The sequence below is a fragment of the Micromonospora sp. HUAS YX12 genome (assembly GCF_040215685.1).
GTDB lineage: Bacteria > Actinomycetota > Actinomycetes > Mycobacteriales > Micromonosporaceae > Micromonospora > Micromonospora tulbaghiae.
On the sequence record NZ_CP157974.1, the window covers coordinates 196784 to 220352 of the forward strand.

Annotated in this window: 27 protein-coding genes; 8 read left to right on the forward strand and 19 right to left on the reverse strand. The window is 74.0% G+C overall.

The features are described from left to right. Position 1: 1 nt before the first annotated feature. Together ABIH81_RS00935 and ABIH81_RS00940 are read left to right on the forward strand one after the other, a co-directional pair. Positions 2–1522 carry a YifB family Mg chelatase-like AAA ATPase gene (locus ABIH81_RS00935; protein WP_349878537.1) on the forward strand — a complete coding sequence of 507 codons (1521 nt, stop codon included), beginning with the start codon at positions 2–4 and terminating at the stop codon, positions 1520–1522. Next, positions 1519–2697, forward strand: a complete 1179-nt coding sequence (locus ABIH81_RS00940) for a DNA-processing protein DprA (protein ID WP_349878539.1) — start codon at positions 1519–1521, stop codon at positions 2695–2697. Before ABIH81_RS00935 ends, ABIH81_RS00940 begins: the two co-directional genes overlap by 4 nt. 5 nt (positions 2698–2702) lie before the next feature. On the opposite strand, the gene ABIH81_RS00945 is transcribed toward ABIH81_RS00940, so the two are convergent. After that, a complete protein-coding gene (locus ABIH81_RS00945) occupies positions 2703–3044 on the reverse strand; it encodes a hypothetical protein (protein WP_349878541.1) in 342 nt (113 codons plus the stop codon). A 341-nt stretch (positions 3045–3385) separates the two neighbouring features. Here ABIH81_RS00945 and ABIH81_RS00950 point away from each other — a divergent pair, with 341 nt between their 5' ends. Both ABIH81_RS00950 and ABIH81_RS00955 read left to right on the forward strand, forming a co-directional pair. Next, positions 3386–4375, forward strand: a complete 990-nt coding sequence (locus tag ABIH81_RS00950) for a tyrosine recombinase XerC (RefSeq protein ID WP_349881266.1) — start codon at positions 3386–3388, stop codon at positions 4373–4375. Between the two features lie 88 nt (positions 4376–4463). Then, entirely contained in the window at positions 4464–5645 is a 1182-nt protein-coding gene (locus ABIH81_RS00955; RefSeq protein ID WP_349878542.1) for an aminotransferase class V-fold PLP-dependent enzyme, read from the forward strand. Positions 5646–5658: 13 nt separating this feature from the next. Here ABIH81_RS00955 and ABIH81_RS00960 read toward each other — a convergent pair whose 3' ends face one another. Then, positions 5659–6228 (reverse strand): M23 family metallopeptidase, encoded by a 570-nt coding sequence (locus ABIH81_RS00960; RefSeq protein WP_349881267.1) that lies wholly within the window; start codon positions 6226–6228, stop codon positions 5659–5661. A 164-nt stretch (positions 6229–6392) separates the two neighbouring features. Between ABIH81_RS00960 and ABIH81_RS00965 the strand changes: the two genes are divergently transcribed. Further along, on the forward strand, positions 6393–7052 hold the full coding sequence (locus ABIH81_RS00965) for a class I SAM-dependent methyltransferase (protein WP_349878544.1): 660 nt from the start codon (positions 6393–6395) through the stop codon (positions 7050–7052). Then, positions 7049–8155 (forward strand): sulfite oxidase, encoded by a 1107-nt coding sequence (locus ABIH81_RS00970; protein ID WP_349878545.1) that lies wholly within the window; start codon positions 7049–7051, stop codon positions 8153–8155. Before ABIH81_RS00965 ends, ABIH81_RS00970 begins: the two co-directional genes overlap by 4 nt. A gap of 12 nt (positions 8156–8167) precedes the next feature. Here the strand turns inward: ABIH81_RS00970 and ABIH81_RS00975 are convergent, their stop codons facing one another. The 12 genes from ABIH81_RS00975 to proS all read right to left on the reverse strand — a co-directional run bounded on the left by ABIH81_RS00975 (position 8168) and on the right by proS (position 16456). Next, positions 8168–8491, reverse strand: coding sequence for a DUF2469 domain-containing protein (locus tag ABIH81_RS00975; protein WP_011905215.1), 324 nt, complete (start codon positions 8489–8491; stop codon positions 8168–8170). Next, the gene (locus ABIH81_RS00980) at positions 8488–9369 is read right to left on the reverse strand and encodes a ribonuclease HII (RefSeq protein WP_349878548.1); all 882 of its coding nucleotides are present in this window, start codon (positions 9367–9369) and stop codon (positions 8488–8490) included. The genes ABIH81_RS00975 and ABIH81_RS00980 overlap by 4 nt, the downstream gene beginning before the upstream one ends. Further along, entirely contained in the window at positions 9363–9833 is a 471-nt protein-coding gene (locus tag ABIH81_RS00985; RefSeq protein WP_349878550.1) for an NUDIX domain-containing protein, read from the reverse strand. Before ABIH81_RS00985 ends, ABIH81_RS00980 begins: the two co-directional genes overlap by 7 nt. A 90-nt stretch (positions 9834–9923) precedes the next feature. Further along, on the reverse strand, positions 9924–10556 hold the full coding sequence (lepB, locus tag ABIH81_RS00990; protein WP_349878551.1) for a signal peptidase I: 633 nt from the start codon (positions 10554–10556) through the stop codon (positions 9924–9926). After that, positions 10553–11434 (reverse strand): signal peptidase I, encoded by an 882-nt coding sequence (gene lepB, locus ABIH81_RS00995; RefSeq protein ID WP_349878553.1) that lies wholly within the window; start codon positions 11432–11434, stop codon positions 10553–10555. Before lepB (ABIH81_RS00995) ends, lepB (ABIH81_RS00990) begins: the two co-directional genes overlap by 4 nt. A 168-nt stretch (positions 11435–11602) precedes the next feature. Then, positions 11603–11962 carry a 50S ribosomal protein L19 gene (gene rplS / locus ABIH81_RS01000; protein WP_018786333.1) on the reverse strand — a complete coding sequence of 120 codons (360 nt, stop codon included), beginning with the start codon at positions 11960–11962 and terminating at the stop codon, positions 11603–11605. 143 nt (positions 11963–12105) lie between these two features. After that, positions 12106–12894, reverse strand: coding sequence for a tRNA (guanosine(37)-N1)-methyltransferase TrmD (gene trmD, locus ABIH81_RS01005; protein ID WP_349878555.1), 789 nt, complete (start codon positions 12892–12894; stop codon positions 12106–12108). A 14-nt stretch (positions 12895–12908) separates the two neighbouring features. Further along, the gene (gene rimM, locus ABIH81_RS01010; RefSeq protein WP_349878557.1) at positions 12909–13448 is read right to left on the reverse strand and encodes a ribosome maturation factor RimM; all 540 of its coding nucleotides are present in this window, start codon (positions 13446–13448) and stop codon (positions 12909–12911) included. After that, complete coding sequence (locus ABIH81_RS01015; protein ID WP_026268109.1) at positions 13448–13708, reverse strand: RNA-binding protein; 261 nt, start codon at positions 13706–13708, stop codon at positions 13448–13450. Before ABIH81_RS01015 ends, rimM begins: the two co-directional genes overlap by 1 nt. Beyond that, the gene (gene rpsP, locus ABIH81_RS01020) at positions 13683–14129 is read right to left on the reverse strand and encodes a 30S ribosomal protein S16 (RefSeq protein WP_282313285.1); all 447 of its coding nucleotides are present in this window, start codon (positions 14127–14129) and stop codon (positions 13683–13685) included. The genes ABIH81_RS01015 and rpsP overlap by 26 nt, the downstream gene beginning before the upstream one ends. 241 nt (positions 14130–14370) lie before the next feature. Next, positions 14371–15039, reverse strand: a complete 669-nt coding sequence (locus ABIH81_RS01025) for a DUF402 domain-containing protein (RefSeq protein ID WP_349878559.1) — start codon at positions 15037–15039, stop codon at positions 14371–14373. 1 nt (position 15040) lies between these two features. Beyond that, entirely contained in the window at positions 15041–16456 is a 1416-nt protein-coding gene (gene proS / locus ABIH81_RS01030; protein WP_349878561.1) for a proline--tRNA ligase, read from the reverse strand. A gap of 69 nt (positions 16457–16525) precedes the next feature. Between proS and ABIH81_RS01035 the strand changes: the two genes are divergently transcribed. Both ABIH81_RS01035 and ABIH81_RS01040 read left to right on the forward strand, forming a co-directional pair. Beyond that, positions 16526–17056: a hypothetical protein gene (locus ABIH81_RS01035; protein WP_349878562.1), complete on the forward strand. Its 531-nt coding sequence runs from the start codon at positions 16526–16528 to the stop codon at positions 17054–17056. Between the two features lie 25 nt (positions 17057–17081). After that, positions 17082–17675, forward strand: a complete 594-nt coding sequence (locus ABIH81_RS01040) for a TetR family transcriptional regulator (protein ID WP_349878564.1) — start codon at positions 17082–17084, stop codon at positions 17673–17675. A 22-nt stretch (positions 17676–17697) separates the two neighbouring features. Here the strand turns inward: ABIH81_RS01040 and ABIH81_RS01045 are convergent, their stop codons facing one another. From ABIH81_RS01045 to ABIH81_RS01065, 5 genes are all read right to left on the reverse strand, one after another. Beyond that, positions 17698–18777, reverse strand: coding sequence for an amidohydrolase family protein (locus ABIH81_RS01045; RefSeq protein ID WP_349878566.1), 1080 nt, complete (start codon positions 18775–18777; stop codon positions 17698–17700). A gap of 18 nt (positions 18778–18795) precedes the next feature. Beyond that, complete coding sequence (locus ABIH81_RS01050; RefSeq protein WP_349878568.1) at positions 18796–19374, reverse strand: Uma2 family endonuclease; 579 nt, start codon at positions 19372–19374, stop codon at positions 18796–18798. 67 nt (positions 19375–19441) lie between these two features. After that, complete coding sequence (gene ffh, locus ABIH81_RS01055) at positions 19442–20995, reverse strand: signal recognition particle protein (RefSeq protein ID WP_349878569.1); 1554 nt, start codon at positions 20993–20995, stop codon at positions 19442–19444. Positions 20996–21058: 63 nt separating this feature from the next. Then, positions 21059–21256: a hypothetical protein gene (locus ABIH81_RS01060; protein ID WP_349878571.1), complete on the reverse strand. Its 198-nt coding sequence runs from the start codon at positions 21254–21256 to the stop codon at positions 21059–21061. A gap of 51 nt (positions 21257–21307) precedes the next feature. After that, complete coding sequence (locus tag ABIH81_RS01065; protein WP_349878572.1) at positions 21308–23569, reverse strand: [protein-PII] uridylyltransferase; 2262 nt, start codon at positions 23567–23569, stop codon at positions 21308–21310.

A 23569-nucleotide genomic window follows, 5' to 3' on the forward strand; every position in this document is an offset into this window, starting at 1 on the left:
CATGGGGTACGCGAAGGTGCTGAGCGTCGGCCTGGCCGGAGTCGCCGGGCATCTCGTCGAGGTCGAGGCAGACCTGGCTCCCGGCCTGCCCGCCGTGATCATCTCAGGCCTGCCGGACACCGCGCTGCACGAGGCGCGCGACCGGGTCCGCGCCGCGATCGTCAACTCCGGCCAGAAATGGCCCAACCGCCGCATCACGCTCAACCTGCTCCCCGCCACCCTCCCCAAATACGGCTCGGCGTTCGACCTCGCCATCGCGCTCGCCGTCCTGGCCGGCTCGGGTGAGCTGCCACCGGTCGCCCTGGACGCCACGGTCGTGCTCGGCGAACTCGGTCTCGACGGCGCGGTACGCCCCGTCCGCGGCACGCTGCCGATGGTCGCCGCCGCCGCCCGCGCCGGGCACACCCGCGTCGTCGTGCCCGCCGGCAACGCCGCCGAGGCGGCGGTCATCCCGGGCGTACGGGTGCACGCGGTGGACACCCTGCACCGGCTCGTCGCCCACGTCCGCGACGGCAGTCCGCTGCTCGCCCCACCCGCCCACGTCCCGGCCGGCGGCCCGGCCGGGCCCGACCTCGTCGACGTCGCCGGGCAACCACTCGGGCGGCGCGCCCTGGAGATCGCCGCCGCCGGGGGCCACCACCTCGCGCTGCTCGGTCCACCCGGCGCCGGCAAGACCATGCTCGCCGAGCGGCTGCCGTCGATCCTGCCCGAACTGGACGACGAGGCCGCCCTGGAGGTGACCGCGCTGCACTCGATCGCCGGCCTGCTGCCACCCGGCGGCGGGCTGCTGCGCCGTCCCCCGTTCCAGGCGCCGCACCACACCGCCACGGTGCCCGCGCTCGTCGGAGGCGGCTCCGGGCTGGCCCGGCCCGGCGCGGTGTCGCTCGCCCACCGCGGAGTCCTCTTCCTGGACGAGGCGCCCGAGTTCAGCAAGGGCGCGCTGGAGGCGTTGCGGCAGCCGCTGGAGAGCGGCCGGGTGCGGGTGGCGCGTACCCGCGGCGCCACCGAGTACCCGGCCCGCACCCAACTGGTGCTGGCGGCCAATCCCTGCCCGTGCGCCAAACCCTCCGGTGACGTCGACTGCGAGTGCCCGCCGCTGACCCGGCGACGCTACCTGGGGCGGTTGTCGGGCCCGCTGCTCGACCGGGTGGACGTGCAGGTCCAGCTGACGGCGGTACGCGCGGCCGAGTTGCTGAGCACCGACGCCGCGCACGAGTCCTCGGCCACCGTCGCCGCCCGGGTCGTCGCCGCGCGGCACGCCGCGGCCGATCGCTGGGCGGCCACCGGGCACCGGGTGAACGCCGACGTCCCCGGCCCGTACCTGCGCCGCCCGCCGTGGCACCTGCCGGCCCGGGTCACCACGGATCTGCGCCACCGGCTCGACACCGGTTCGCTGTCCGCGCGCGGCTACGACCGCGTACTCCGTCTCGCCTGGACCATCGCCGACCTGGACGGGCGGGACCGGCCCGGCCACGACGACGTCGCGGAGGCCATCCAGCTCAGGACCGGGGAGGTCGCTTGAGCGCCGACGATCACCGGCTGGCGCGGGTCGCGCTCACCTGGCTCGCCGAGCCCGGCACCCGGTCGGTGTACGCCCTGGTCGAACGGATCGGCCCGGTCGCCGCGCTCGACCTGCTGCTGTCCGGCGAGGCGCCGGAACGGACACTCCGGTCGGCCGTCGCGGCGCGCGGCGTCTCCGGCGACGCCCGGGCGGTCGCCGCGGAGGCGCTGGCCCGCGGCGAACGGCTCGGGGCCCGGCTGGTCACCCCGGAGGACGACGAATGGCCGGCCCAGGTCGGGGATCTGCGCCGGCTGGCGCTGTCCGGGGCCACCCGGCGAGTCGACGTGGAGACCGACCCGCCGCTCTGCTTCTGGGTACGCGGGGCGTGGCCGCTCGGCGAGGCGCTGGCGCGCTCGGTGGCGGTGGTCGGTGCCCGGGCCGCCACCCCCTACGGCGCGCACGTCGCCACCGAGCTGGGCTACGGCCTGGCCGACCGGGAGTGGACCGTGGTGTCCGGTGGGGCGTTCGGCATCGACGCCGCCGCGCATCGCGGGGCGTTGACAGCGGGCGGGCGTACTGTCGCCGTGCTGGCGTGCGGGGTGGACCGCCCGTACCCGATGGGCAACGCCGCGCTGTTCGACCGGATCGCCGAGACCGGTCTCCTGGTGAGCGAATGGGTTCCGGGCGCGGAGCCGCTGCGGCCACGGTTCCTCATCCGCAACCGGGTGATCGCGGCGGCGACGAACGGCACTGTGCTGGTCGAGGCCGCCGCCCGCAGCGGCGCCACCCAGACGCTCAACCGGGCGCTCGGCCTGCACCGGCCGGCGATGGTGGTGCCGGGGCCGGTGACCTCCGCGATGTCGGTCGGTGGGCACGAGGTACTGCGGGAACGGCCGGAGGCCCGGCTGGTCACGAACGTCGCGCACGTACTGGAGGAGGTGGGGCGCATCGGGTACGACCTGGCCCCGCCCGCCCGGGCGCCCGAGCGCCCCCGGGACCGGCTCGACGAGGAGGCCACCCAGGTGCTGGAGGCGCTGCCCCGCCGCCGGGCGCTCGACCTGGAGAGCGTCGCGGCGCGCGCGGGCGTGGACCTGCGTACCGCCATGCGCAAGCTGTCCATGCTGGAGGAGCTGGCGATGGTGGTACGCCGCGACGGCGGTTACGCGCTCGCGCCGCCACCGGCCGCCCGTACGTGAGCGCGTCAGTCGCCCTCGAACCGGATCTCGGCGTCGCGGCGCTCCGCACACCGGCGGACGAGCCGGGCCAGCCGGTGCACGTGGTCGACCTCCGCCGGCGCCCCGGCCACCTCGGCCAGGCACCGCAGCTCGACGAGCAGTTGCGGCATCCGCTCGGCGTCCACGGCCAGCTCGCCGAGCGGATCGACACGGTCCAGCAGCGGGGTCCGGCCACCGCCGCGGACACGCTTGAGCAGGTCGAGCAGCACGTCCTGCGGGTCCGCCACGACCTCGATCGAGACGTACACGGGCCGGCGACGACCGTTGCCCGCCGATATCTGCCGGTAGAGGACGGCGTCCACTCCCACTCTCGGCCCTCCTCGTACCGGCGTCACCGTCACGGGGACGCGTTCGCCTGATCGCAGCCGGATCGACTCCGTCGGGGCCGGCTCGGCCACGCTGCCCGCCGGTCGCCGCACCGGAGCGTGCCGCAGCACGAGTTTCCCCTGTCCAGACCCGCTTCTGCCACCCCGCTCAGCGCCTCGGCGCCTATCCCGCGCCGGACGGACGCGGCGGCGCTGCGGCCTTACGCTGGAGCGGTGATCGCCGTCCGCCTCCCCCGCCGCGACCGCGTGCGCCCGGACCGGGTGCCGCGGTGAGTCAACGGCGGCGCGGTACCCGGGACGCGCACGAGGAACTGCCCGCCTCGATGCGCGAGGCGGTGGACGACTTCGCCGACCACCTGTCGCGGGTCCGCAACCGCTCCGTCCACACGGTCCGGGCGTACGTCACGGATCTCGTGTCGCTCCTGGACCACGCCGTCCGGATGGGCTGCGCCGAGTTGCCGGAGCTGGACCTCGCCGTGGTGCGCAGCTGGCTGGCGAAGCAGCGGACCATGGGGGCGGCCCGGACCACGATGGCGCGGCGCGCCGCCGCGGCCCGGACGTTCAGCGCCTGGGCGCACCGGACCGGCCTGCTCGCCGACGACGTGGCCGCGCCGCTGGCCAGCCCTCGGGCCCGGCGGGAACTGCCCACCGTGCTGCGAACGGACCAAGCCGCCGCCCTGGTGGAGGCCCCGGCGCGGCAGCGCCCAGGCCCGCCCGGGGCCGACCGCTCGACGGTCCACCCCGGCGGCGCCGGGCTCGGACGCGACCACGGAACGGCCGCCGAGCCGGCCGGCGACGAACCGCCCGACGCGGTGCTGCTGCGCGACCGGCTGCTGCTGGAACTGCTCTACGGCACCGGGGTGCGCATCAGCGAGGCGTGCGGCCTGGACGTCACCGACGTCGACCAGGCCCGCCGGGTGGTACGCGTGCTGGGCAAGGGCGGGCGGGAGCGGTCGGTGCCCTACGGGGTGCCGGCCCAGCGGGCGCTGGACGCCTGGCTGCGCGACGGCCGGCCCGCTCTGCTGGCCCCGGGCTCGGGCCGGGCGCTGCTGCTCGGGGCGCGGGGCGGACGGCTCAACCCGACCACCGCGCGGCGGATCGTGTCCGGCTGGGCCGGTGCCGCCGGGGTACCGCGGGTGACGCCGCACGGGCTGCGCCACACGGCCGCGACGCACCTGCTCGAAGGCGGCGCGGACCTGCGCGCCGTGCAGGAGATGCTGGGGCACTCGTCGCTCGCCAGCACCCAGATCTACACGCACGTCTCGGTCGAGCGGCTCCGCGCCGCGTACCGGCAGGCGCACCCCCGCGCCTGACCACCGAGGGCGCGCAGGCAGCGTCGGTGGAACGGTCAGCGGGCGGAATCCGGCCAGCGCATGATCCATCTCGGGCTAGGATCGACGGATGACGGTGCCGCAGCCACCCGAGCCGATTCCCGGGGCTCGGCTGCTCTTCTCCCTCGATCCCTCCGTCAGCCATCTCAACCACGGCGCGTTCGGCGCCGTACCGATCGCCGTGCAACGCGCCCAGCAGCGCCTGCGCGACGAGATGGAGGCCAACCCGCTGCGGTTCTTCACGCAGGGCCTGGTCGACCGGATCGCCCACGCCCGGCGGCACCTGGCCGCGTTCCTCGGCGCCGACCCGGACGGCACCACGCTCGTCGGTAACGCCACGGCGGGCTCCGCCGTGGTGTTGCAGTCGCTGACGCTGCGCCCGGGCGACGAGATCGTGACCACCGACCACGGGTACGGGGCGGTGGCGCTGTCGGTCGCCCGGGAGTGCGCCCGCACCGGGGCGGTGTCCCGCATGCTGCCGGTGCCGTTGACCGCCACCGACGAGGAGGTGGTCGAGATCGTCCGCAACGGGCTGCGCCCCGGGCGTACCAAGCTGCTGATCGTCGACCAGCTCACCTCGCCGACCGCCCGGCTGTTCCCCACCGCGGCGATCGTCGCGGTGGCCCGGGAGCAGGGCGTGCCGGTGCTGGTGGACGCCGCCCACGCGCCGGGCATGCTGCCGGCCACTGTCGCGTCCGTCGGCGCCGACTTCTGGGTCGGCAACCTGCACAAGTGGGCGTACGCGCCGCGCGGCACGGCAGTGCTCGTGGTGGCGCCGCAGTGGCGGGAGAAGATCCAGCCGGTCGTCGTCTCGTGGGAGCAGGACAGCGGCTTCCCGGCCCGGGTGGAGTGGCAGGCGACGCTCGACTACACCGGCTGGCTGGCCGCCCCGGTGGGACTGTTCACGTTGCGCAGCCTCGGCGTGGACCGGGTACGCGCGCACAACGCGGCGCTGGCCGCGTACGGGCAACGGGTCGTCGGGGACGCGCTCGGTGTGGCGCCCGAACGGCTGCCGGAGCCCGGCGGACCGGCGGTCGCCATGCGGCTCGTGCCGCTGCCACCCGGTCTCGCGACGACGCTGGAGGCGGCCCGGGAGTTGCAGGCCCGGATCGCGGACCGGCTCTCCGCCGAGGTCTCGATCGCCGGCTGGAACGGGCGCGGCTATCTGCGGCTGTGCGGCCAGGTCTACAACACCCCCGACGAGTACGACCGGCTGGCCGTCCGGCTGCCCACGCTGCTCGCCCAGGGCTGAGCGATACACCCGATCACCCGGCGACGTCGTCGGGGACGGGGTGCAGCGGCAGCAGCCGGACGCGACCGAGCCCGAGCAGGGCCAGCGGATCGAGGTATTCCGCGTCGCGTCGCAGCCCCCAGTGCAGGCAGGCCGCCTCGGCGCACCCGGGATGCCCGGCGAGCAGGGTGCCGACCGGCGTGCCGGCGTCCACATGGGTACCGGCGGTGAGCCGGGAGCGGACCGGTTCGTAGGTGGTGCGCAGCCCGTCGGAATGGCCGACGGTCAGCACCGGCCGGCCGGCGACGGCGCCGGCGAACAGGACGATCCCGGCACCGGCCGCCAGCACCGGCGCACCGGGCGCGGCGGCGAGGTCGACGCCCCGGTGCCCGGGCAGCCAGGGCTGCGGCGGCGGATCGAACCGCCGCACCACCCGGGGCGCACCCGGCAGCGGCCACCGGAACCCCCCGCCGGGCCCACGCCGAGTTCCCGCCGCCGAGACATCCGCAGGAGAACCCGGCAACGGTCCGGCCGAGGGTGACGACGCCCCGGCCGCCCGGGAGGGCGCGGAGGCGCCCGGCAGGCAGGCGACGAGGACCGACACCACCAGCAGAGACCGGCTGATCGCAGTACGCACGCCGCACACACTCCCCGCCCGGGCGCTGCCGGGCGAGCCCGGCCCGCCCGCCCTGTGGACGACGCCCCGGCTGTGGACGAGCGCCGAAATCGGGGCCGATCTGCTACGCCCCGGACGCCTATGCTGACCGGGTGACGAAGGACTGGTACGCCTGGCACCGCGACTACGACCAGCCCGAGTCCGCACTGGCCCGGCGGCTCGCCGAGGTGCGGCAGCGTGTCGCCGACGCGCTGGACATCGCGCCGCCCGGTCCGCTGCGCGCGCTGAGTCTGTGCGCGGGTCAGGGCCGCGACCTGATCCCGGTGCTGGCCGCCCATCCCCGGGGCGCCGACGTGACCGCCCGCCTGGTCGAACTGGATCCGCGAAACGCCGATCTGGCCCGCCGCGCGGCCGCCGACGCGGGGCTCACCGGTGTGGAGGTGGTGACCGGGGACGCCTCGCTGACCGACCGCTACGCCGATCTGGCCCCGGCGGATCTGGTGCTGGTCTGCGGCATCTTCGGCAACATCGGCGACGACGACATCCGGGCCACGGTGCGGCACTGCGCCTCGCTCTGCGCCACCGGCGGCACTGTGCTGTGGACGCGGCACCGGCGCGAACCGGACCTGGTGCCGGTCATCTGCGAGTGGTTCGCCGAGGAGGGCTTCGAGCCGGTCGCGGTGAACAGCCCGGCCGACGGTGTGGGCGTCGGCGCGCACCGCTTCACCGGCACGCCCCGCCCCCTGGCGCCCGGGGCGCGGATGTTCGAGTTCGTGGGCTACGACGTGCTGGAGCGGACGGAGCAGCCGTGACCATAGTGGACGACGTCAGCCGGCCCTCCCGGGTGGCCGGGCCGGACGAGGCGATCAGCGCCGAGGAGCTTCAGCTCGCCGCGCGCAACCACGGCATCCCGCTGGAGGCGTTGCGGTACGACGTGACCCCGGCGGGCCTGCACTACCTGCTCATCCACTACGACATCCCGGACGTCGACCCGGCCTCGTACGCGCTGAGCGTGTCCGGCGCGGTCGAGCGTCCACTGCGGCTGGACCTGGCGGCGCTGCGCGACCGGCCCCGGGTGACCCACCGGGTCACGCTGGAGTGCGCGGGCAACGGCCGGGCGCTGCTGCGTCCCCGGCCGGTCAGCCAGCCCTGGCTGGTGGAGGCGGTGGGCAACGCCGAGTGGACCGGTACACCGCTGGCCCCGCTGCTGCGCGAGGCCGGCCTGCCCGGCGACGCCGTGGACGTGGTGTTCACCGGCGCGGACCACGGGGTGGAGCGCGGCGTCGAGCAGGACTACCAGCGGGCGCTGCCGATTGCCGACGCGCTGCGCGACGAGGTGCTGCTGGCGTACGAGATGAACGGCGCTCCCCTGCTGCCGCAGCACGGCGCGCCGCTGCGCCTGATCGTGCCGGGCTGGTACGGCATGGCGCACGTGAAGTGGCTGCGCGACATCACTGTGACGACCGAGCCGTTCGACGGCTACCAGAACGCGGTGGCCTACCGGCTGCGGCGTGACGCCGACGACCCGGGCGTGCCGGTGACGCGGATCGAGCCGCGTGCGCTGGTGCGTCCGCCCGGGTTCCCGGACTTCATGTCCCGTACCCGGGTGCTGCGGCCCGGACCGTGCACTCTGGACGGCCGCGCCTGGTCCGGCCACGCGCCGGTGACCTCGGTCGAGGTGACGACGGACGGCGGCGAGACGTGGACACCGGCGGTCCTGGACGAGCCGTCCGGGGGCGAGTGGGCGTGGCGCCGGTGGTCGGTGAGCTGGACGGCGACTCCGGGGCGGTACGTGCTGGGTGCCCGGGCGACCGACGCGTCGGGGCGTACCCAGCCGGTCGAGCAGCCGTGGAACCGGGGCGGGTTCGCGAACAACCTGGTGCAGCGGGTCGAGGTGGTCGTGCCGGAGCAGTGATCCGGCGCCGGATCAGCTCCCGAATCCGGAGTCTGCGGGAAGCGAGATGTCGGGCTTTTCGAGCTCTTCCACATTGACGTCCTTGAACGTCATTACTCGCACATTCTTGACGAAACGGGCAGGGCGGTACATGTCCCACACCCAGGCGTCGTGCATCTCGACCTCGAAGTAGACCTCGCCGTCGGAGTTGCGCACGTGCAGGTCGACCTGGTTGGCCAGGTAGAAACGGCGCTCGGTCTCCACCACGTAGGAGAACTGACGGACGATGTCGCGGTACTCCCGGTAGAGCTGAAGCTCCATCTCGGTCTCGTACTTCTCGAGATCTTCCGCGCTCATCGCACTCCGCCTTCCATGACCACATCTTCCCCCACCGGCGCCGGAGGTCGCGGCTGCTCGCCCAACGCCACGCCGACGGTACCCCCTGACGCGCCGCCGCGCCCCATCGGCTCGTCCGGGCGGCCGGCGAACGCGCCGGGCCCCAGACCCGGCAGCCCGGCCGCGGGCTCGGGCGGCGCCGCGCCGGCACCGTCGCCCGCCGGGCGGCGGGCGCGGGGAGGCCGGCCGTCCCGTCCGGAGACGGCGGCCACGTTCACGTACGAGAAGCGGTGTTCCCGGCAGGGCCCGAGCGCGCGCAGGGCGGCGCTGTGCTCGGCCGTGATGTAGCCCTTGTGCTCGGCGAAGCCGTAGCCGGGGAACCGCCCGTCCAGTTCCACCATGATCCGGTCCCGGGTGACCTTGGCCAGCACGCTCGCCGCAGCCACACACGCGGCCACCCGGTCGCCCTTCCAGACCGCCAGGCCCGGCACGTCCAGCCCGTCGACGCCGAAGCCGTCGGTCAGCACGTACTCCGGGCGGGTGGTGAGCGAGGCGAGCGCCCGGCGCATCGCGGCGAGGTTGCACACGTGCAGCCCGCGGGCGTCGACCTCCTCGGCCGGGATGACCACCACGGCGTACGCCAGGGCCCGTGCCACCACCTCGTCGTGGACGCGCTCGCGGGCGGCGGGGGTGAGCAGCTTCGAGTCGGCCAGCTCGTCGATCTCGCCGCGCCGGCCCTCGGGCAGGATCGCGGCGGCGGCGACGAGCGGCCCGGCGCAGGCGCCGCGACCGGCCTCGTCGGCGCCCGCCACGTGCCGGAAGCCACGCCGTTGCAGGGCGCGTTCCAGCGCGTAGAGGCCGCCGTCGCGGCGGACCACGGTGCGCGGCGGGGTCAGCATGCGCCGCCGCCTCCCGCCAGCACGGCGCCGAGCCGGCCGGGCAGGTCCGGCGGGTAGTAGCGCTCGGCGGAGGCCGCCAGTTCGGCGACGGGCCACCAGCGGTGCCCGTGCACGCTCGCCCGTTCGATGTCGTTGAAGCCGGCCGTGTCGACCTCCCAGCCCGTCACCCGGACCAGGTAGAACTGCTGATCCTGGCGGTACCAGACGCCGTCGAACGGGAACTCGACGGTCTCCGACCAGACCGGCGCGCCCAGCTCGGCCGGGGCCAGCCGCAGGCCGGTCTCCTCGGCCAGTTCCCGGGCGGCGCCGTCGGCCGGGGACTCCCCCGGGTCGAGCCCGCCGCCGGGGGTGAACCAGTAGCGGTGACCCGGCCGGGCCGGATCACTGCCCTCGAAGAGCAGCACCCGGTCGGACGCGTCGACCAGCAGCACCCGGGCCGCGCGACGAGGGGTGTAGACGGTCACCGCACCAGCCTGCCAGACGCCTGCGACGAACGACCACGCCCTCCCGCCGCCGAGGCGGGGCCGGCGTGCCGGCGCGTGGCGCGAGCCGGCTCAGGGATTGGGGATCCCCTCGAACTGCTCGGGGACGCTGAGCCAGGTCGCGCGGCTGACCGGCCAGAAGATGGTGAAGGCCCGGCCGACGACCTCACCCTCGGGGATGGTGGCGACGTTGATGTCCTCGCCCGACTGCTGCCAGTGCTCCAGCGAGTCGCCGGACGCCTCCCGGTGGTCACCCATGACCCACAGGCGCCCCTTCGGCACGGTGACGTCGAAGTCCTGGTCGGCGGGCTTGTTGCCGGGGAAGATGAACGGCTCGTCGATCGGCTTGCCGTTGATGACCAGCCGCTCCTGGCCGCCGGTGCGGTCGCAGCAGACCACGTGATCGCCGCCGACGCCGATCACCCGCTTGATGAAGTCCTCGCCGTCGGGGCTGCCGCTCCACTCGGTGGGCGCCTTGAAGACGATCACCTCGCCCCGGTGCGGCGAGCGGAAGTCGTAGACCAGCTTGTTGACAAGCACCCGATCGTCGATCTTGAGGGTGTTCTCCATGGACGGCGACGGGATGAAGAAGGTCTGCAGCACGAAGGCACGCACCAGCACCGCGACCAGGATCGCCACGCCCAGGAGGATGGGCAGCTCCTTCCAGAAGGAGTTGCGGGGCTTCTCGGTCTGCTCGTCGATCACGGGAGGAGCCTACGTCGCCGGGTGTGGCGCGGTCGCCCCGAACCCGCCAGAACGGTGAGCGTCGCCGCGACCGGGAGGATCAGGACGACGCCGCCGACCGGGTCGGGATCCACCGGCGCCGGCCCCGCGGGCGCGGCGTCCGCGCGGGGCACGCTGGTGAACGTCTCCGGTACGGGCAGAGAGGTCCACCGCTGCGACGGCCAGACGATCATGAAGGCGCGGCCGACCACGTTCTCGATCGGCACCGGCCCCTGACACCGGGCGTCCTGCGAGACCAGCCGGTGGTCACCCATCACGAAGATCTGCCCCGGCGGCACGACCACCTCGGTGAACTGCCGGGACCGGCACTCCTTGGGATTGGGCGGCAGCTCGACCGGGGAGTCCTCGGAGACGTACGCCTGCTCGTCCAGCGGCACCCCGTTGACCACCACCCGGCCGTCGTCGCAGCACCAGATCTTGTCGCCGGGCACGCCGATGACGCGCTTGATGAAGTCCTTCTCGCCGGGACGGCTGACGCCTACCAGGTCGCCGAGCGTACGGCCGACCCGGCCGGCGAAGTCGGCCGGCGGCGCGGGCGCCTCCTGGGCGACCCAGCGGTCGGTGCCCCGGAACACCACCACCTCGCCGCGGACCGGGTCGCGGACGTCGTAGACGACCTTGTTGACGAGCACCCGGTCGCCGACGAGCAACGTGTTCTCCATCGACCCGGAGGGGATGAAGAACGCCTGGAGCAGGAACGTGCGGATCAGCACGGCGAGGCAGAACGCCACGATCAGCAGCAGGGGCAGCTCCTGCCAGAGCGGCATCTGGCGGCGGCCACGGCGGGCCCTGCGGCGCCATGGATCGACGGCGCCCTCCTCGTCAACCATCTGCACCATGCCACTCTCCGGTCCGCGGAAACGACACTACCGCCCGGGAGTCCCCTCGGAGACCCCACGGGCGGTAGTGGACCGTTTCGCACCGTCCGGCTGCGCCCGTACCGACCAGGGTAATGCGGTCTGGTCGATACGACATCCGCGCAGCTCGGGCGGCGTGGCGTACGGAAGTCAGCTCGCCGGCTGCTTCTCCCGCAGCTCCTTGATCTTGGCCTTCTTGCCGCGCAGCTCACGCAGGTAGTAGAGCTTGGCGCGACGCACGTCACCGCGGGTCACGACCTCGATCCGGTCGATGCCCGGGCCGTTGAGCGGGTAGGTCCGCTCCACGCCGACACCGAAGCTGACCTTGCGGACCGAGAAGGTCTCGCGCAGACCGTCACCCTGGCGGCGGATGACGACGCCCTGGAAGATCTGGACCCGGGACCGGTTGCCCTCGACGACCCGCGCGTGCACCTTGACGGTGTCACCGGCGCGGAAGTCGGGCAGGTCGGTACGCTTCGACTGGGCGTCAAGGGCGTCCAGGATGTTCATCGCTGCGTCCTCGTGAGGCTCACGGCGCATCGTCAGTCGATGCGCGGATGGGTGATTCTGACCCCCGGGTGGTGGCCGGCGGGACCGGCCCCGGTCGAGGGTCCTCGCAACCGCCCACGGCGCGGACGGATGCGGCAACCCCTCTACTTTGCCACATGCCCCGGTGGCGGGGAAAATCCGCCCCGGTCCAGCGCCGCCCGGTCCCGCTTGTCGAGCGTCTCCGGGTCCAGCGCGCCGATCATGTCGGGGCGCCGGGCCGCGGTCCGTAACAGCGACTCGTCCCGCCGCCAGCGGTCGATCCGGGCGTGGTCGCCGGAGCGCAGCACCTCGGGCACGTCCAGCCCGCGCCAGCTCGCCGGCTTCGTGTAGAGCGGGGCCTCCAGCAGCCCGTGCGCGTGCGACTCCTCGTCCAGCGACCCGGCGTTGCCGAGCACACCGGGCAGCAGCCGGGTGACCGCCTCCAGGATCACCAGCACGGCCACCTCGCCGCCGAACAGCACGTAGTCGCCGAGGGAGACCTCGGTCACCGGCATCCGGGTCGCGGCGTGGTCCAGCACCCGCTGGTCGATGCCCTCGTACCGGCCGCAGGCGAACAGCAGGTGCGACTCGGCGGCCAGCTCGTGCGCCAGGGCCTGGGTGAACGGGACGCCCGCGGGCGACGGCACGAGCAGCCGCGGCAGCGTGTACCCGTCCGGGCTCAGCTCACCGGGCGCCAGCGCGTCCAGCGCCTCACCCCACGGCTCCGGGCGCATGACCATGCCCGGACCGCCGCCGTAGGGCGTGTCGTCGACGGTGCGGTGCACGTCGTGGGTCCAGGTCCGCAGATCGTGTACGGCCAGCCGCAGCGTGCCGTTCGCCCGGGCCTTGCCGATGAGCGAGAGATCCAGCGGGGCGAAGTACTCGGGGAAGATCGACACGATGTCGACGCGCATGCGGTGGGCTCCAGCTAGAGGTCGAGCAGGCCGCCGGGCAGGTCGACGACGACGCGACCGCCGGCCAGATCCACCTCGGGCACGATCGCCTTGACGAACGGGACCAGCGCGGTACGCCCCCCGGGGCGCCGCAGCACCAGCATGTCGGACGCGGGCGCGTGGTCGATGCGGGCGACCTCGCCCACGTGCTCGCCGTCGCGGGTGACCACGGCGAGCCCGACCAGCTGGTGGTCGTGGAACTCCTCCGGATCCTCCGGCGGGGCGACGTCGCCGCTGTCCACGCCGAGCAGCGTGTTGCGCAGCGCCTCGGCGACGTCCCGGCCCAGCACGCCCTCGAAGGCGACCAGCAGGCGGCCCTGATGCCAGCGGGCCGACTCGACGGTGAGTGTCGGCGGCACCCGCCAGGCACCGGGCTCCGACGGGGTGACCCCCGGCTCGGTGGTCAACACCGAACCGGGGGCGAACCGTGCTTCGGGCTCGTCGGTACGCACCTCCACGGTGACCTCACCGCGGATGCCGTGCGGCTTACCGATCCGGCCGACGACGAGAAGCATCAGTACGAGTCGACGATGTCGACGCGTACCCCACGCCCGCCGATGGAGCCGATCACCTGGCGCAGCGCCTTGGCGGTCCGGCCGGACCGCCCGATCACCGTGCCGAGGTCCTCGGGGTGCACGCGGACTTCGAGGCGCTTGCCCCGACGGGAGTCGACCATGCGCACCCGGACGTCGTCCGGGTGGTCGACGATGCCCTTGACCAGGTGCTCCAGAGCGGGACGCAGCGGCATGTCAGGCCTGCTCGCCGGACTCGGCACCGGTCTGCTCCTCGGCCTTGGGGGCCTCGGCCTCCGGCTTGGCGGCCTTCTTGGCCGGCTTCGCCGGGGTGTCCGCCACGCCGGCGGCGGCCTTCGCCTCGGCCTCGTACGCCGCCTTGCGGTCGGCCCGCTCGGGGGCGACCTTCAGCGGCGGCGGGGCGGGCAGGCCCTTGAACTTCTGCCAGTCACCGGTCAGCTCCAGCAGGCGCTGCACGGCCTCGCTCGGCTGGGCGCCGACCGAGAGCCAGTACTGGACCCGCTCCGACTTGACCTCGATCACCGAAGGGTCTTCCTTCGGCTGGTACACGCCGACGAACTCGATCGCGCGACCGTCACGCTTGGTACGCGAGTCGGCGATGACGATGCGGTACTGCGGGTTGCGGATCTTGCCCATCCGCAGGAGCCGGATCTTTACGGCCACAGTTGTTTCGCTCCTGTTGCGATCTCACCGGCCCGTCCGGGCGGTGTGCGGGTGAGCGCCGACCGGCACAGTGGGGTTTGGGCCGGAGACTGCTCGGTGAACTGGCGACGCGCCCGGGTTAGAGGGCGCCGGACGCGCGCCGGATACCAGCGAACCATTCTGCCAGATCCGGCCCGGAACTCTCACACCGGACCCGGACACCACGCCCACGGCGGCTCGGGCCGTGACGCAGGACACCGGTTCAGCGCACCGGCGGGCGGTCCCAGCCCGGGGGAAGTTCGTCCGGTGCGTCCCATTCGGCGGGCGGCGTGAAGTCGCACCAGGTGCCGTCGAACGGGAACTCGCCCGCCTCGGCGATCCGGATCACCCGCTCGCCCTCGGCGCGTACCGCCTTCTCGTCGGCCACCCAGTAGTGCTCCGGGAACGCCAGCCGCTCGGTGAACTCGTCCTCGTCCTTCCACTCCCAGCTCAGGTCCGGGTACACCACCACGTCGAGATCCTGGTCGACCATGTCGACGCCGGCCACCGTGCCGTCGTCCCAGCGGACGCCGGGCTCCTCCAGGTTCACGTACCAGTTCTGGAAGCGGCCCGCCGCGTCGCGGAACCACCAGACCGAGTGGGCCGCGCCCGTGGGCAGGAACTTCAGCACCGGCGGGCCGTTCCACCGCCCCTGCGCGAGCCGGTAGGACGACGCCACCCACTCGGCGAACGGCACGGCCCGCATGCCCAGACCGGCGGCGTTCACCTCGTGCGCGACGGGCGCCTCCCGCGCCACCCAGAGCAGCAGGCCACGCTCGTCGTCGGAGACCACGCGGGCCGACCGGACCCAGCCGATCCGGCCGTTGCGCACGTTCCGGTGCAGGATCAGCCGTCCCGGCGAGAACCGGCCGGCCGCGTCGCCCGCCCGCACGTCAGTACGCGCGGGCGAGGATCGCGACCAGGTCGGGCTCGTCCTCCGAGTCCGGCACCGAGCCGTCGGCGCGCAGCAGGCAGCGGACCGTCACGCCCTGACCGTTCGCCTCGGCCTCGCCCTCGACGCCGACCGCCGACCACGGCACCCGCGCCCAGCCGGTGGCGGACGCCTCGATCGCCTCGGCCAGCGTCGACACCTCGACGGTGCGGGACCGGCGGAACTCCAGCGCCTGGTCGTGCAGCGTGCGCTGGTCGGCCTCCAGCGCCGCCAGGACCGCGCCGACCACGTCGGCGACAGGCGTCGGGGCCTTCGAGCCGTCCGTACGCCGGACCACCACGGCGTTGCCGGCGGCCAGGTCACGCGGGCCGACCTCGACGCGTACCGGGTAGCCGCGCAGCTCCGCGTCGACGGCGCGGCGGCCGAACGCGGTGTCGGTCCGGTCGTCCAGCGCCACCCGCACCCCGGCGTCGCGCAACGCGTCATAAAGCTTTTGTGCCGCCTCCGCAGGGCCGCCAGGGCCCTCGCCGTCCTTGACGATCATCACGTACGCCTGGACCGGCGCCAGCTTCGGCGGCACCCGCAGCCCGTTGTCGTCGCCGTGGCACATGATCAGGCCGCCGAGCATCCGGGTGGAGGTGCCCCAGGAGGTGGTCCACGCGTGCTCCCGGCCGCCCTCGGCCGAGGAGTAGCTGATGTCGAACGCCTTGGCGAAGTTCTGGCCCAGCTCGTGGCTGGTGCCCAGCTGGAGCGCCTTGCCGTCGCCCATCATGCCCTCGCACGTGTACGTGGCGGTGGCGCCGGCGAAGCGCTCCCGGGCGGTCTTCAGGCCGACCACCACCGGGATGCCGAGCACGTTGACCATCAGGTCCTCGTACGCCTCGTGCAGGATCCGCCGAGCGTAGGCGCGGGCGTCGGAACGGGTCGCGTGCGCGGTGTGCCCCTCCTGCCAGAGGAACTCGCTGGTGCGCAGGAAGATCCGCGGGCGCAGCTCCCACCGGACCACGTTGGCCCACTGGTTGAGCAGCAGCGGCAGGTCGCGGTACGAGTCGATCCACTTGGCCATGAACTCGCCGATGACCGTCTCGCTCGTGGGGCGCACCACCACCGGCTCGGCGAGCTGCTTGCCGCCACCGTGCGTGACCACTGCCAGCTCCGGCGAGAAGCCCTCGACGTGCTCGGCCTCCCGCTTGAGGTAGCTCTCCGGGATGAACAGCGGGAAGTACGCGTTCTCCGCGCCGACCGCCTTGATCCGGGCGTCCATCTCGGCCTGCATCCGCTCCCAGATGGCGTAGCCGGCCGGTCGGATCACCATGGTCCCCCGGACCGGGCCGTTGTCGGCCAGCTTCGCCTTGGCGATCAGATCCTGGTACCAGCGGGGAAAGTCCTCCGCACGGGGAGTGAGCACGCGTGCCATGACCACACATCCTATGCGTCCCGTGACGGGTCGGCGCAGCCGGGCGCGCCCGCACTACCATCTGCCGTCATGCTCTCCCCCACCCCCGGCCCGGCGCCGGCGCTGGCCCCGCTCGCCGCCCGCTGGGTGGCCTGGGTGGCCGCCCACCGCCAGCCGGTCAACCCGCTCAAGGACACCACCGGCCGGCACGGCGGGCGCCACCAGCCCGACGACGTGTGGTTCCTCGCGGGCACGCTGGGCGGTGGGGTCGCCCGGCGTTGCGTGGTGCCGGCCGGCCGTCCCCTGTTCTTCCCGGCCTTCTGCTGGTGGCAGCCCGGCCGCCGGGACGACCCGGCCGAGCCGATGCCCTACGCCAGCGGGCACGCGGAACTGGACGGGGTCGCGGTGCCGGTGCGGCCGGCGGGCTCTCCCGCCTCGTTCCCGGTGCGGGGCTTCTTCAACAACGTCGTCACCGTGTGGCCGTGGCCGGTGCACGTCTCCTGCTGGGGCCTGTGGGGTCTGGTGCCGCCACCCGCGCCGGGGACGCACCATCTGACCTTCGCCGGCCACGACGGCGGGCGGTTCTGGGTCGAGGCGGAGTACGAACTCGAGGTGCGCTGAACAGCGCCCGTAGACTTCGATCACCATGCCTAAGCCGAGGAACGACACACCGGTGCGCGAGGCGATCGTCGACGCCGCCCGTTCGCTGACCGTCACGACCGGCTGGGCCGGGGTCCGGATGGGCGCCGTCGCGAACGCGGCCGGGGTGAGCCGGCAGACGGTCTACAACGAGTTCGGCACCAAGGCGGGCCTGGGCGAGGCGCTGGCCCGGCACGAGGTGGACCGGTTCGTCGGCCAGGTCCGGTCCGCGCTCGACGAGCACGACTCCGACGTCCGCGCGGCCACGTACGCGGCGATCCACCGCACCCTCGCCTCGGCCGCCGAGAACCCGCTGGTCCGGGCGGTCCTGACCAGCACCCGGGGTGGCTCGGAGGAGCTGCTGCCGTACCTGACCACCCGGTCCGAGCTGGTGCTCGCCGAGGCCTCGGCGGCGCTGCTGGAGTGGACCGGCGAGCGCCTGCCCGACGCCGATCCGGCGGCGCTGGCGTTCGCGGCGGACAGCGTCGTACGCCTGGTGGTGAGCCACATCGTGCTGCCGGGCGGCCCGGTCGACGAGACCGCCAACCGGCTGGCCGTCCTGGCCGTGCGCCTGTTCCTGATGGCGGCGACGACGCGCTAGGCCGGCCGCCGACGACGGCCGGTCAGCGGACGACCCGGCCGCGCAGCACGATCCGGCTGGGCGCCCTGACCACGCGCAGGTCGCGGCGCGGATCCTCGGGGTAGACCACCAGGTCGGCGAGGCCGCCCTCGACCAGCCCGGGGAAGCCGAGCCACTCCCGGGCCCGCCAGGAGGCGGCGGCCAGCACGTCCGGGGCGGACATCCCGGCCTGCTCGTGCAGCAGCAGCATCTCCTCGGCCGCGAGGCCGTGGTCGATGCCGCCGCCCGCGTCGGTGCCGACGTAGATCGGCACGCCCGCCTCGTGCGCGGCACGCACCACCTCGGGGAAGCGGTCGCGCAGGGCGAGCATGTGGTCGGCGTACCCGGGGAACTTGGGCCGGGCCTGCTCCGCGATGTGGCCGAACGTCCGAATGTTGATCATCGTGGGGACCAGCGCGGTGCCCTGCCGGGCCATGAGGTCGATCAGGTCGAGGCTCAGCCCGGTGCCGTGCTCCACCGAGTCCACCCCGGCGCGCACCATGATCTCCACCGCCGGCTCGGAGAACGTGTGCACCGCGGCGCGCACCCCGGCGGCGTGCGCGGCGGCGACGGCGGCGGTCATGGTGTCGGCGTCCCAGGCCGGCGCCAGGTCGCCCACGCCGCGGTCGATCCAGTCGCCGACCAGCTTGACCCAGCCGTTGCCGGCCGTGGCCTGCGCGGCCACCGTCGCGGCCACCTCCGCCGCGCCGACCTCCACGCCGATGTCGCGCAGGTAGCGCTTCGGCGGCGCGACGTGCCGGCCCGCGCGGGCCAGTCGCGGCAGGTCCGGCTCGTCCTCCAGTTCCGGGTACGGGTACGGCGAGCCCGCGTCGCGGATCGCCAGCACGCCCGCGTCCCGGTCGATCCGGGCCAGCTCTCGGGCCTGGTCGAGCGAGGTGATCGGGCTGCCGCCGCGGGCGATGCCGATGTGGCAGTGCGCGTCGGTCAGGCCGGGCAGGACGAAGCCGCCGTCGGCCACCGTCTCGGCGCCGGGCACCGGTTCGAAGGTGACCCGGTCGCCGACCAGCCAGACGTCCCGGACCTCGTCGTCGGGAAGGAACACACCGCGCACGTGCAGAGCCATGTGCACAGTCCTACCCGATCAGTCCTCCTCGCCGGCGAGCAGGTCGTTGCGGCGCGCGGTCAGCGCCGGCAGATCGACCGAGACCTTCCAGGGCCGCTCGGTGACGAACACATCGTCTGTCTGACCGACCTGCTTGTACTCGAGATTGCCGCCGAGCGCGTACTCGGTCAGCGTGATCTTCTCCTTGATGGGGTCGAGCACCCAGTAGGAGCGGACGCCGGCGTACGCGTAGACCCTGGCCTTGTCGTACATGTCGCGGAAGGTGGAGGTCGGCGAGATGACCTCGACGGCGAGCACCGCGTCCTCGACCGGCAGCGGGCTCCGGTTGGCGTTACCCCGCACGACCGCGACGACGTCGGGCCGGGGCTCGTTCCGATGGTCGACCCGCATCGACAGGTCGATCCCGACCTGGTACTCCTTCGGGCAGTTGACCTCCAGCGCGAGCAGGAGACGGACGCACATGTCCTGGTGCAGCAGAGTGGGCGACGGCACGATCAACCTTCCGTTGATCAGTTCGTACGGAAGGTCCTTGGGCAGGTCGCCCAGGTCGTCGACCGTCCACTCGTGCCGCTCCGGCAGGATCGGGGCCGCGGTCATTGACATCTCCTTCCAGGGGGCGAACCGACCCTAGGTGATGATCACATCGCCCACCGTCACCGACACGCTAGCGCGGGCCCTTGTCGCCGCCCTTGCCGAGCTTGTTGAAGTCGATCTTCGGAAGCTTGAAGCCCGGCGGCAGGCCCTGCCCACCGGCCAGGTCACCCGGGTCCAGGCCCGGCGGGAGCTGCGGCATCCCGCCCGGGAAGCCGCCCGGCATCCCGGCGCCGGTACGCGGCCGCCCGCCGCCCTTGGTGCCCTTGCGCTTGTTCTTCGGCGACTTGGTCGCCTTGCGCCGGCCACCGCCGGGCAGGCCCATCATGCCGCCCATCTGCTTCATCATCTTCTGCGCGTCGGCGAAGCGGTTGAGCAGCTGGTTGACGTCCATGACGGTGACGCCGGAGCCGCCTGCGATGCGGGCCCGGCGGGAACCGTTGATGATCTTCGGGTTGGTGCGCTCGGCCGGGGTCATCGACTGGATGATCGCGGTGACCCGGTCGAAGTGCTTGTCGTCCAGCTCGGCGAGCTGGTCCTTCATCTGCCCCATGCCCGGCATCATGGCCAGCACGTTGGCGATCGGGCCCATCCGCCGGACCGCGATGAGCTGATCGAGGAAGTCCTCCAGCGTGAAGGTCTCCCCGCCCATCAGCTTGGCGGTCATCTTCTCCTTCTGATCGGAGTCGAAGGCCGCCTCGGCCTGCTCGATCAGGGTGAGGACGTCGCCCATGCCGAGGATCCGGCTGGCCATCCGGTCCGGGTGGAAGACGTCGAAGTCCTCCAGCTTCTCGCCGGTGGAGGCGAACAGGATCGGCTGGCCGGTCACCTCGCGGACGGAGAGCGCGGCACCACCGCGGGCGTCGCCGTCGAGCTTGGACAGCACCACGCCGGTGATGCCCACACCGTCGCGGAACGCCTCGGCGGTGCGGACCGCGTCCTGGCCGACCATGGCGTCGATGACGAAGATGACCTCGTCGGGCTGGACCGCGTCGCGGATGTCCGCGGCCTGCTGCATCATCTCGGTGTCGATACCGAGCCGGCCGGCGGTGTCGACGATGACGATGTCCCGGGCGGCGCGGCGGGCGTGCTCGATCGAGTCGCGGGCCACCTGCACCGGGTCGCCGACGCCGTTGCCGGGCGCCGGGGCGTACACCTCGACGCCGGCCCGGCCACCGAGCACCTGGAGCTGCCCGACGGCGTTGGGACGCTGGAGGTCGGCGGCGACGAGCAGCGGCTGGTGGCCCTGGCTCTTGAGCCAGCGGGCCAGCTTGCCGGCGAGCGTCGTCTTGCCGGAGCCCTGGAGACCGGCCAGCATGATCACCGTCGGCGGGTTCTTGGCGAACTGGAGCCGCCGCCCCTCGCCGCCGAGGACGTTGATCAGCTCCTCGTTGACGATCTTGACGATCTGCTGCGCCGGGTTGAGCGCCTGGGAGACCTCGGCGCTGCGCGCCCGCTCCTTGACGTTCGCGATGAAGCCCTTGACCACCGGCAGGGCGACGTCGGCCTCCAGCAACGCCATCCGGATCTCGCGCGCGGTGGCGTCGATGTCGGCGTCGGTGAGCCGGCCCTTGCCGCGGAGCTTGGTGAAGATCCCGGACAGGCGGTCACTCAAGGTGTCAAACACGCGAACATCCCGTTTGTCGTTTTCGGCGGGCACATGCTGCCGGGCCGGCGGTCCAGCCCACCGCTAGGGTAGCCCGCCGCCTACCCGCCCGCTCCGGCCCCGGCGCCCACGCGCCTGCTCGCCGAGCATCCACACCAGGCCCGACCCGACCGGCAGCGCCACCGCGCGCAACGCGACCGCGAACACCGCCGGCGCGGCGACCGCGAGCAGGAGCAGCTTGCCCGCGTACACCTGGAGCCGGGTGGGCCCCTGGGTGAGCACCGTTAATAAGGGGCCCCTGCTCTACCGGAGGCGTTAAGAGGGGGCCCTTCCTTACACGGCGGCCAGCACCGCGGCCTCGATCCGGGCCCGTTCCTCGTCCGACGGCCCGCCGCCGACCAGGTAGAACGCGTCCACCACGTCGCCGCCGAGCGTCGAGATCCGGGCCGCCCGCACCTGGGCGCCGGCCTCGTCCAGCGCGCAGGTCACCCGGTACAGCAGTCCGGCCGCGTCGGCGGCCCGCAGCTCCAGCAGCACCGCGTCGGTGGCCGCCTCCCGGTGCCAGACCACCCGTGGCGCGGCGCCCTGGCTGCGCGCGGCCAGCGCCCGCCCGCGCAGCCGCTGGATGACCGAGACGTCGCCGCCGACCGCGCGGCGCAGGTCGGCGCTGAGCGCGATCGGGTCCGGGGCCAGCCCGTAGCGCGGCTGCACCCGGCACTCGACCAGGGCCCGGCCGTCGACGGTGGCGGCGTCCGCGGAGATCACCTCCAGGCGGTGCAGCGCCAGGCAACCGGCGACCGTCGCGAGCAGCCCGCGCCGGTCGGCGGCGGCCACCGACACCCGGTCCTCCCCCAGGTGTACGACCGGCAGCGGCCCGGCCACGAGCGCCGGGTCCGGGGCCGGCGGGGCGGGCACCACCCCCGTGTCCAGCGTGGTCCGCACCCGGCTCACCAGTTCGGCGATCAGCCGGCCCTTCCAGCCGGACCAGGCGGCCGGGCCGGTGGCGGCGGCGTCGGCGCGTACCAGCGCGTGCAGGAGTTCCAGCGTGCCGGTGTCGCCGACGCGCTCGGCGACCCCGGCGATGGTCTTCGGATCGGACAGGTCGCGCCGGGTGGCCACGTCGGGCAGCAGCAGATGCAGCCGGACCAGCGTGCCGATGAGCGCCGCCTCGGCCGGCGGCAGCCCGATCCGGGTGGCGACCGCCTCGGCCGGCGGCGCGCCGGCCACCGAGTGGTCCCCGTCCAGTCCCTTGCCGATGTCGTGCAGGAACGCGCCGAGCAGCAGCAGGTCCGGCCGTTCCACGTCGCGGGTGTGCCGGCTCGCCTCGTACGCGGTCTGCACCAGGTGCCGGTCGAGCGTGAACCGGTGCACCGGGTTGTGCTGGGGCAGGCTGCGCATCCGCGTCCACTCGGGCAGCCAGCGATCGATCAGCCCGTACCTGTCGCAGGTCTCCCAGGCGGGCACCAGGCCGGCACCGGCGCCGAGCAGGGTGATCAGCGCGGCGCGGGCCGCCGGCGGCCAGGGCGCGGGCAGCGGCGGGCAGTACGCGGCCAGCCACTCGCAGGTGGCCCGCGCGATCGGCAGCCGGGTGGTGGCGGCCGCGGCGGCGACGCGCAGTGACAGGCTCGGGTCGGGGCGGGCCCCGATGGCGGTGCGGGCGAGCACCAGTTCCCCGTCCTGCTCCACCACGTCCCGGGCGACCGGGCGGCGCAGCGGGCGGCCGGGCGCGGCGCGGTGCCGGCCGGAGCGGAGCCGGTCGGCGGCCCGCCAGGCGTCGTCGAGGGCGTGGCTCACCGTGCGGGCGTCGCCGGCCACCAGCCGCAGCAGCGCGTCGCCGTCCTCGGCGCCGAGCAGGCGCGCCACGCCGTCGCGTTCCTGGGCGACCAGGCGGTCGACCCGGCGGCCGACCTGCTGGTGCAGCGCGTCGCGGGTGTCCAGCAGCCGCCGGTGTGCCGCGTGCACGGCCGGGCGGAGCGCGTCGGTGACCCCGGCGGTGGCGATGGCGCGCAGGATGCCCACGTCGCGCAGCCCGCCGGCGGCCTCCTTGAGGTCGCCTTCGAGCAGGAACGCCAGTTCGCCGTGCGCCTCCCAGCGGGTGGCGGTGATCTCGCGCAGGCCGGGGAGCTGGCGGATCGCGGTGCGCCGCCAGTGGTCGGTGGCGGTACGGGAGAGCTGGTCGGTGAGCGCCGGGTCACCCGCCACGTGCCGGGCGTCGAGCAGGCCGAGGGCGACCTTGACGTCGTCCTGGGCCACCGACAGCGCCTCGGCGACAGTGCGCACCGAGTGGTCCAGCCGCAGCCCGGCGTCCCAGATCGGGTACCACAGCGACGCGGCCAGCTCGTCGATGCCGGGCACCCCGGCGTGCAGCAGCACCAGGTCGAGGTCGCCGTAGGGGGCGCACTGGCGGCGGCCCAGCCCGCCCACCGCGACGAGCGCGACCCCGTCCCGCTCCGGGAAGGCCCGGCACAGCCAGGCGTCGAGCGCGTCGGCCCGCGCGGACCGGGCCGCCGCGCCGATCCCTGCGGGTACGCCGGCGACCTCGTTGACCACCGCCTGGCCCCCGGCGGGGCCGGTGGCGGTGGTCAACGAGGTCAC

Coding starts and splice junctions, on each gene's coding strand:
- ABIH81_RS00935 (WP_349878537.1), top strand. CDS start 2: ATGGGGTACGCGAAGGTGCTGAGCGTCGGCCTGGCCGGAGTCGCCGGG.
- ABIH81_RS00950 (WP_349881266.1), top strand. CDS start 3,386: ATGCGCGAGGCGGTGGACGACTTCGCCGACCACCTGTCGCGGGTCCGC.
- ABIH81_RS00955 (WP_349878542.1), top strand. CDS start 4,464: ATGACGGTGCCGCAGCCACCCGAGCCGATTCCCGGGGCTCGGCTGCTC.
- ABIH81_RS00975 (WP_011905215.1), bottom strand. CDS start 8,491: ATGAGCGCGGAAGATCTCGAGAAGTACGAGACCGAGATGGAGCTTCAG.
- ABIH81_RS00980 (WP_349878548.1), bottom strand. CDS start 9,369: ATGCTGACCCCGCCGCGCACCGTGGTCCGCCGCGACGGCGGCCTCTAC.
- lepB (WP_349878553.1), bottom strand. CDS start 11,434: ATGGTGCAGATGGTTGACGAGGAGGGCGCCGTCGATCCATGGCGCCGC.
- rplS (WP_018786333.1), bottom strand. CDS start 11,962: ATGAACATCCTGGACGCCCTTGACGCCCAGTCGAAGCGTACCGACCTG.
- trmD (WP_349878555.1), bottom strand. CDS start 12,894: ATGCGCGTCGACATCGTGTCGATCTTCCCCGAGTACTTCGCCCCGCTG.
- rimM (WP_349878557.1), bottom strand. CDS start 13,448: ATGCTTCTCGTCGTCGGCCGGATCGGTAAGCCGCACGGCATCCGCGGT.
- proS (WP_349878561.1), bottom strand. CDS start 16,456: ATGGCACGCGTGCTCACTCCCCGTGCGGAGGACTTTCCCCGCTGGTAC.
- ABIH81_RS01035 (WP_349878562.1), top strand. CDS start 16,526: ATGCTCTCCCCCACCCCCGGCCCGGCGCCGGCGCTGGCCCCGCTCGCC.
- ABIH81_RS01040 (WP_349878564.1), top strand. CDS start 17,082: ATGCCTAAGCCGAGGAACGACACACCGGTGCGCGAGGCGATCGTCGAC.
- ABIH81_RS01045 (WP_349878566.1), bottom strand. CDS start 18,777: ATGGCTCTGCACGTGCGCGGTGTGTTCCTTCCCGACGACGAGGTCCGG.
- ABIH81_RS01050 (WP_349878568.1), bottom strand. CDS start 19,374: ATGACCGCGGCCCCGATCCTGCCGGAGCGGCACGAGTGGACGGTCGAC.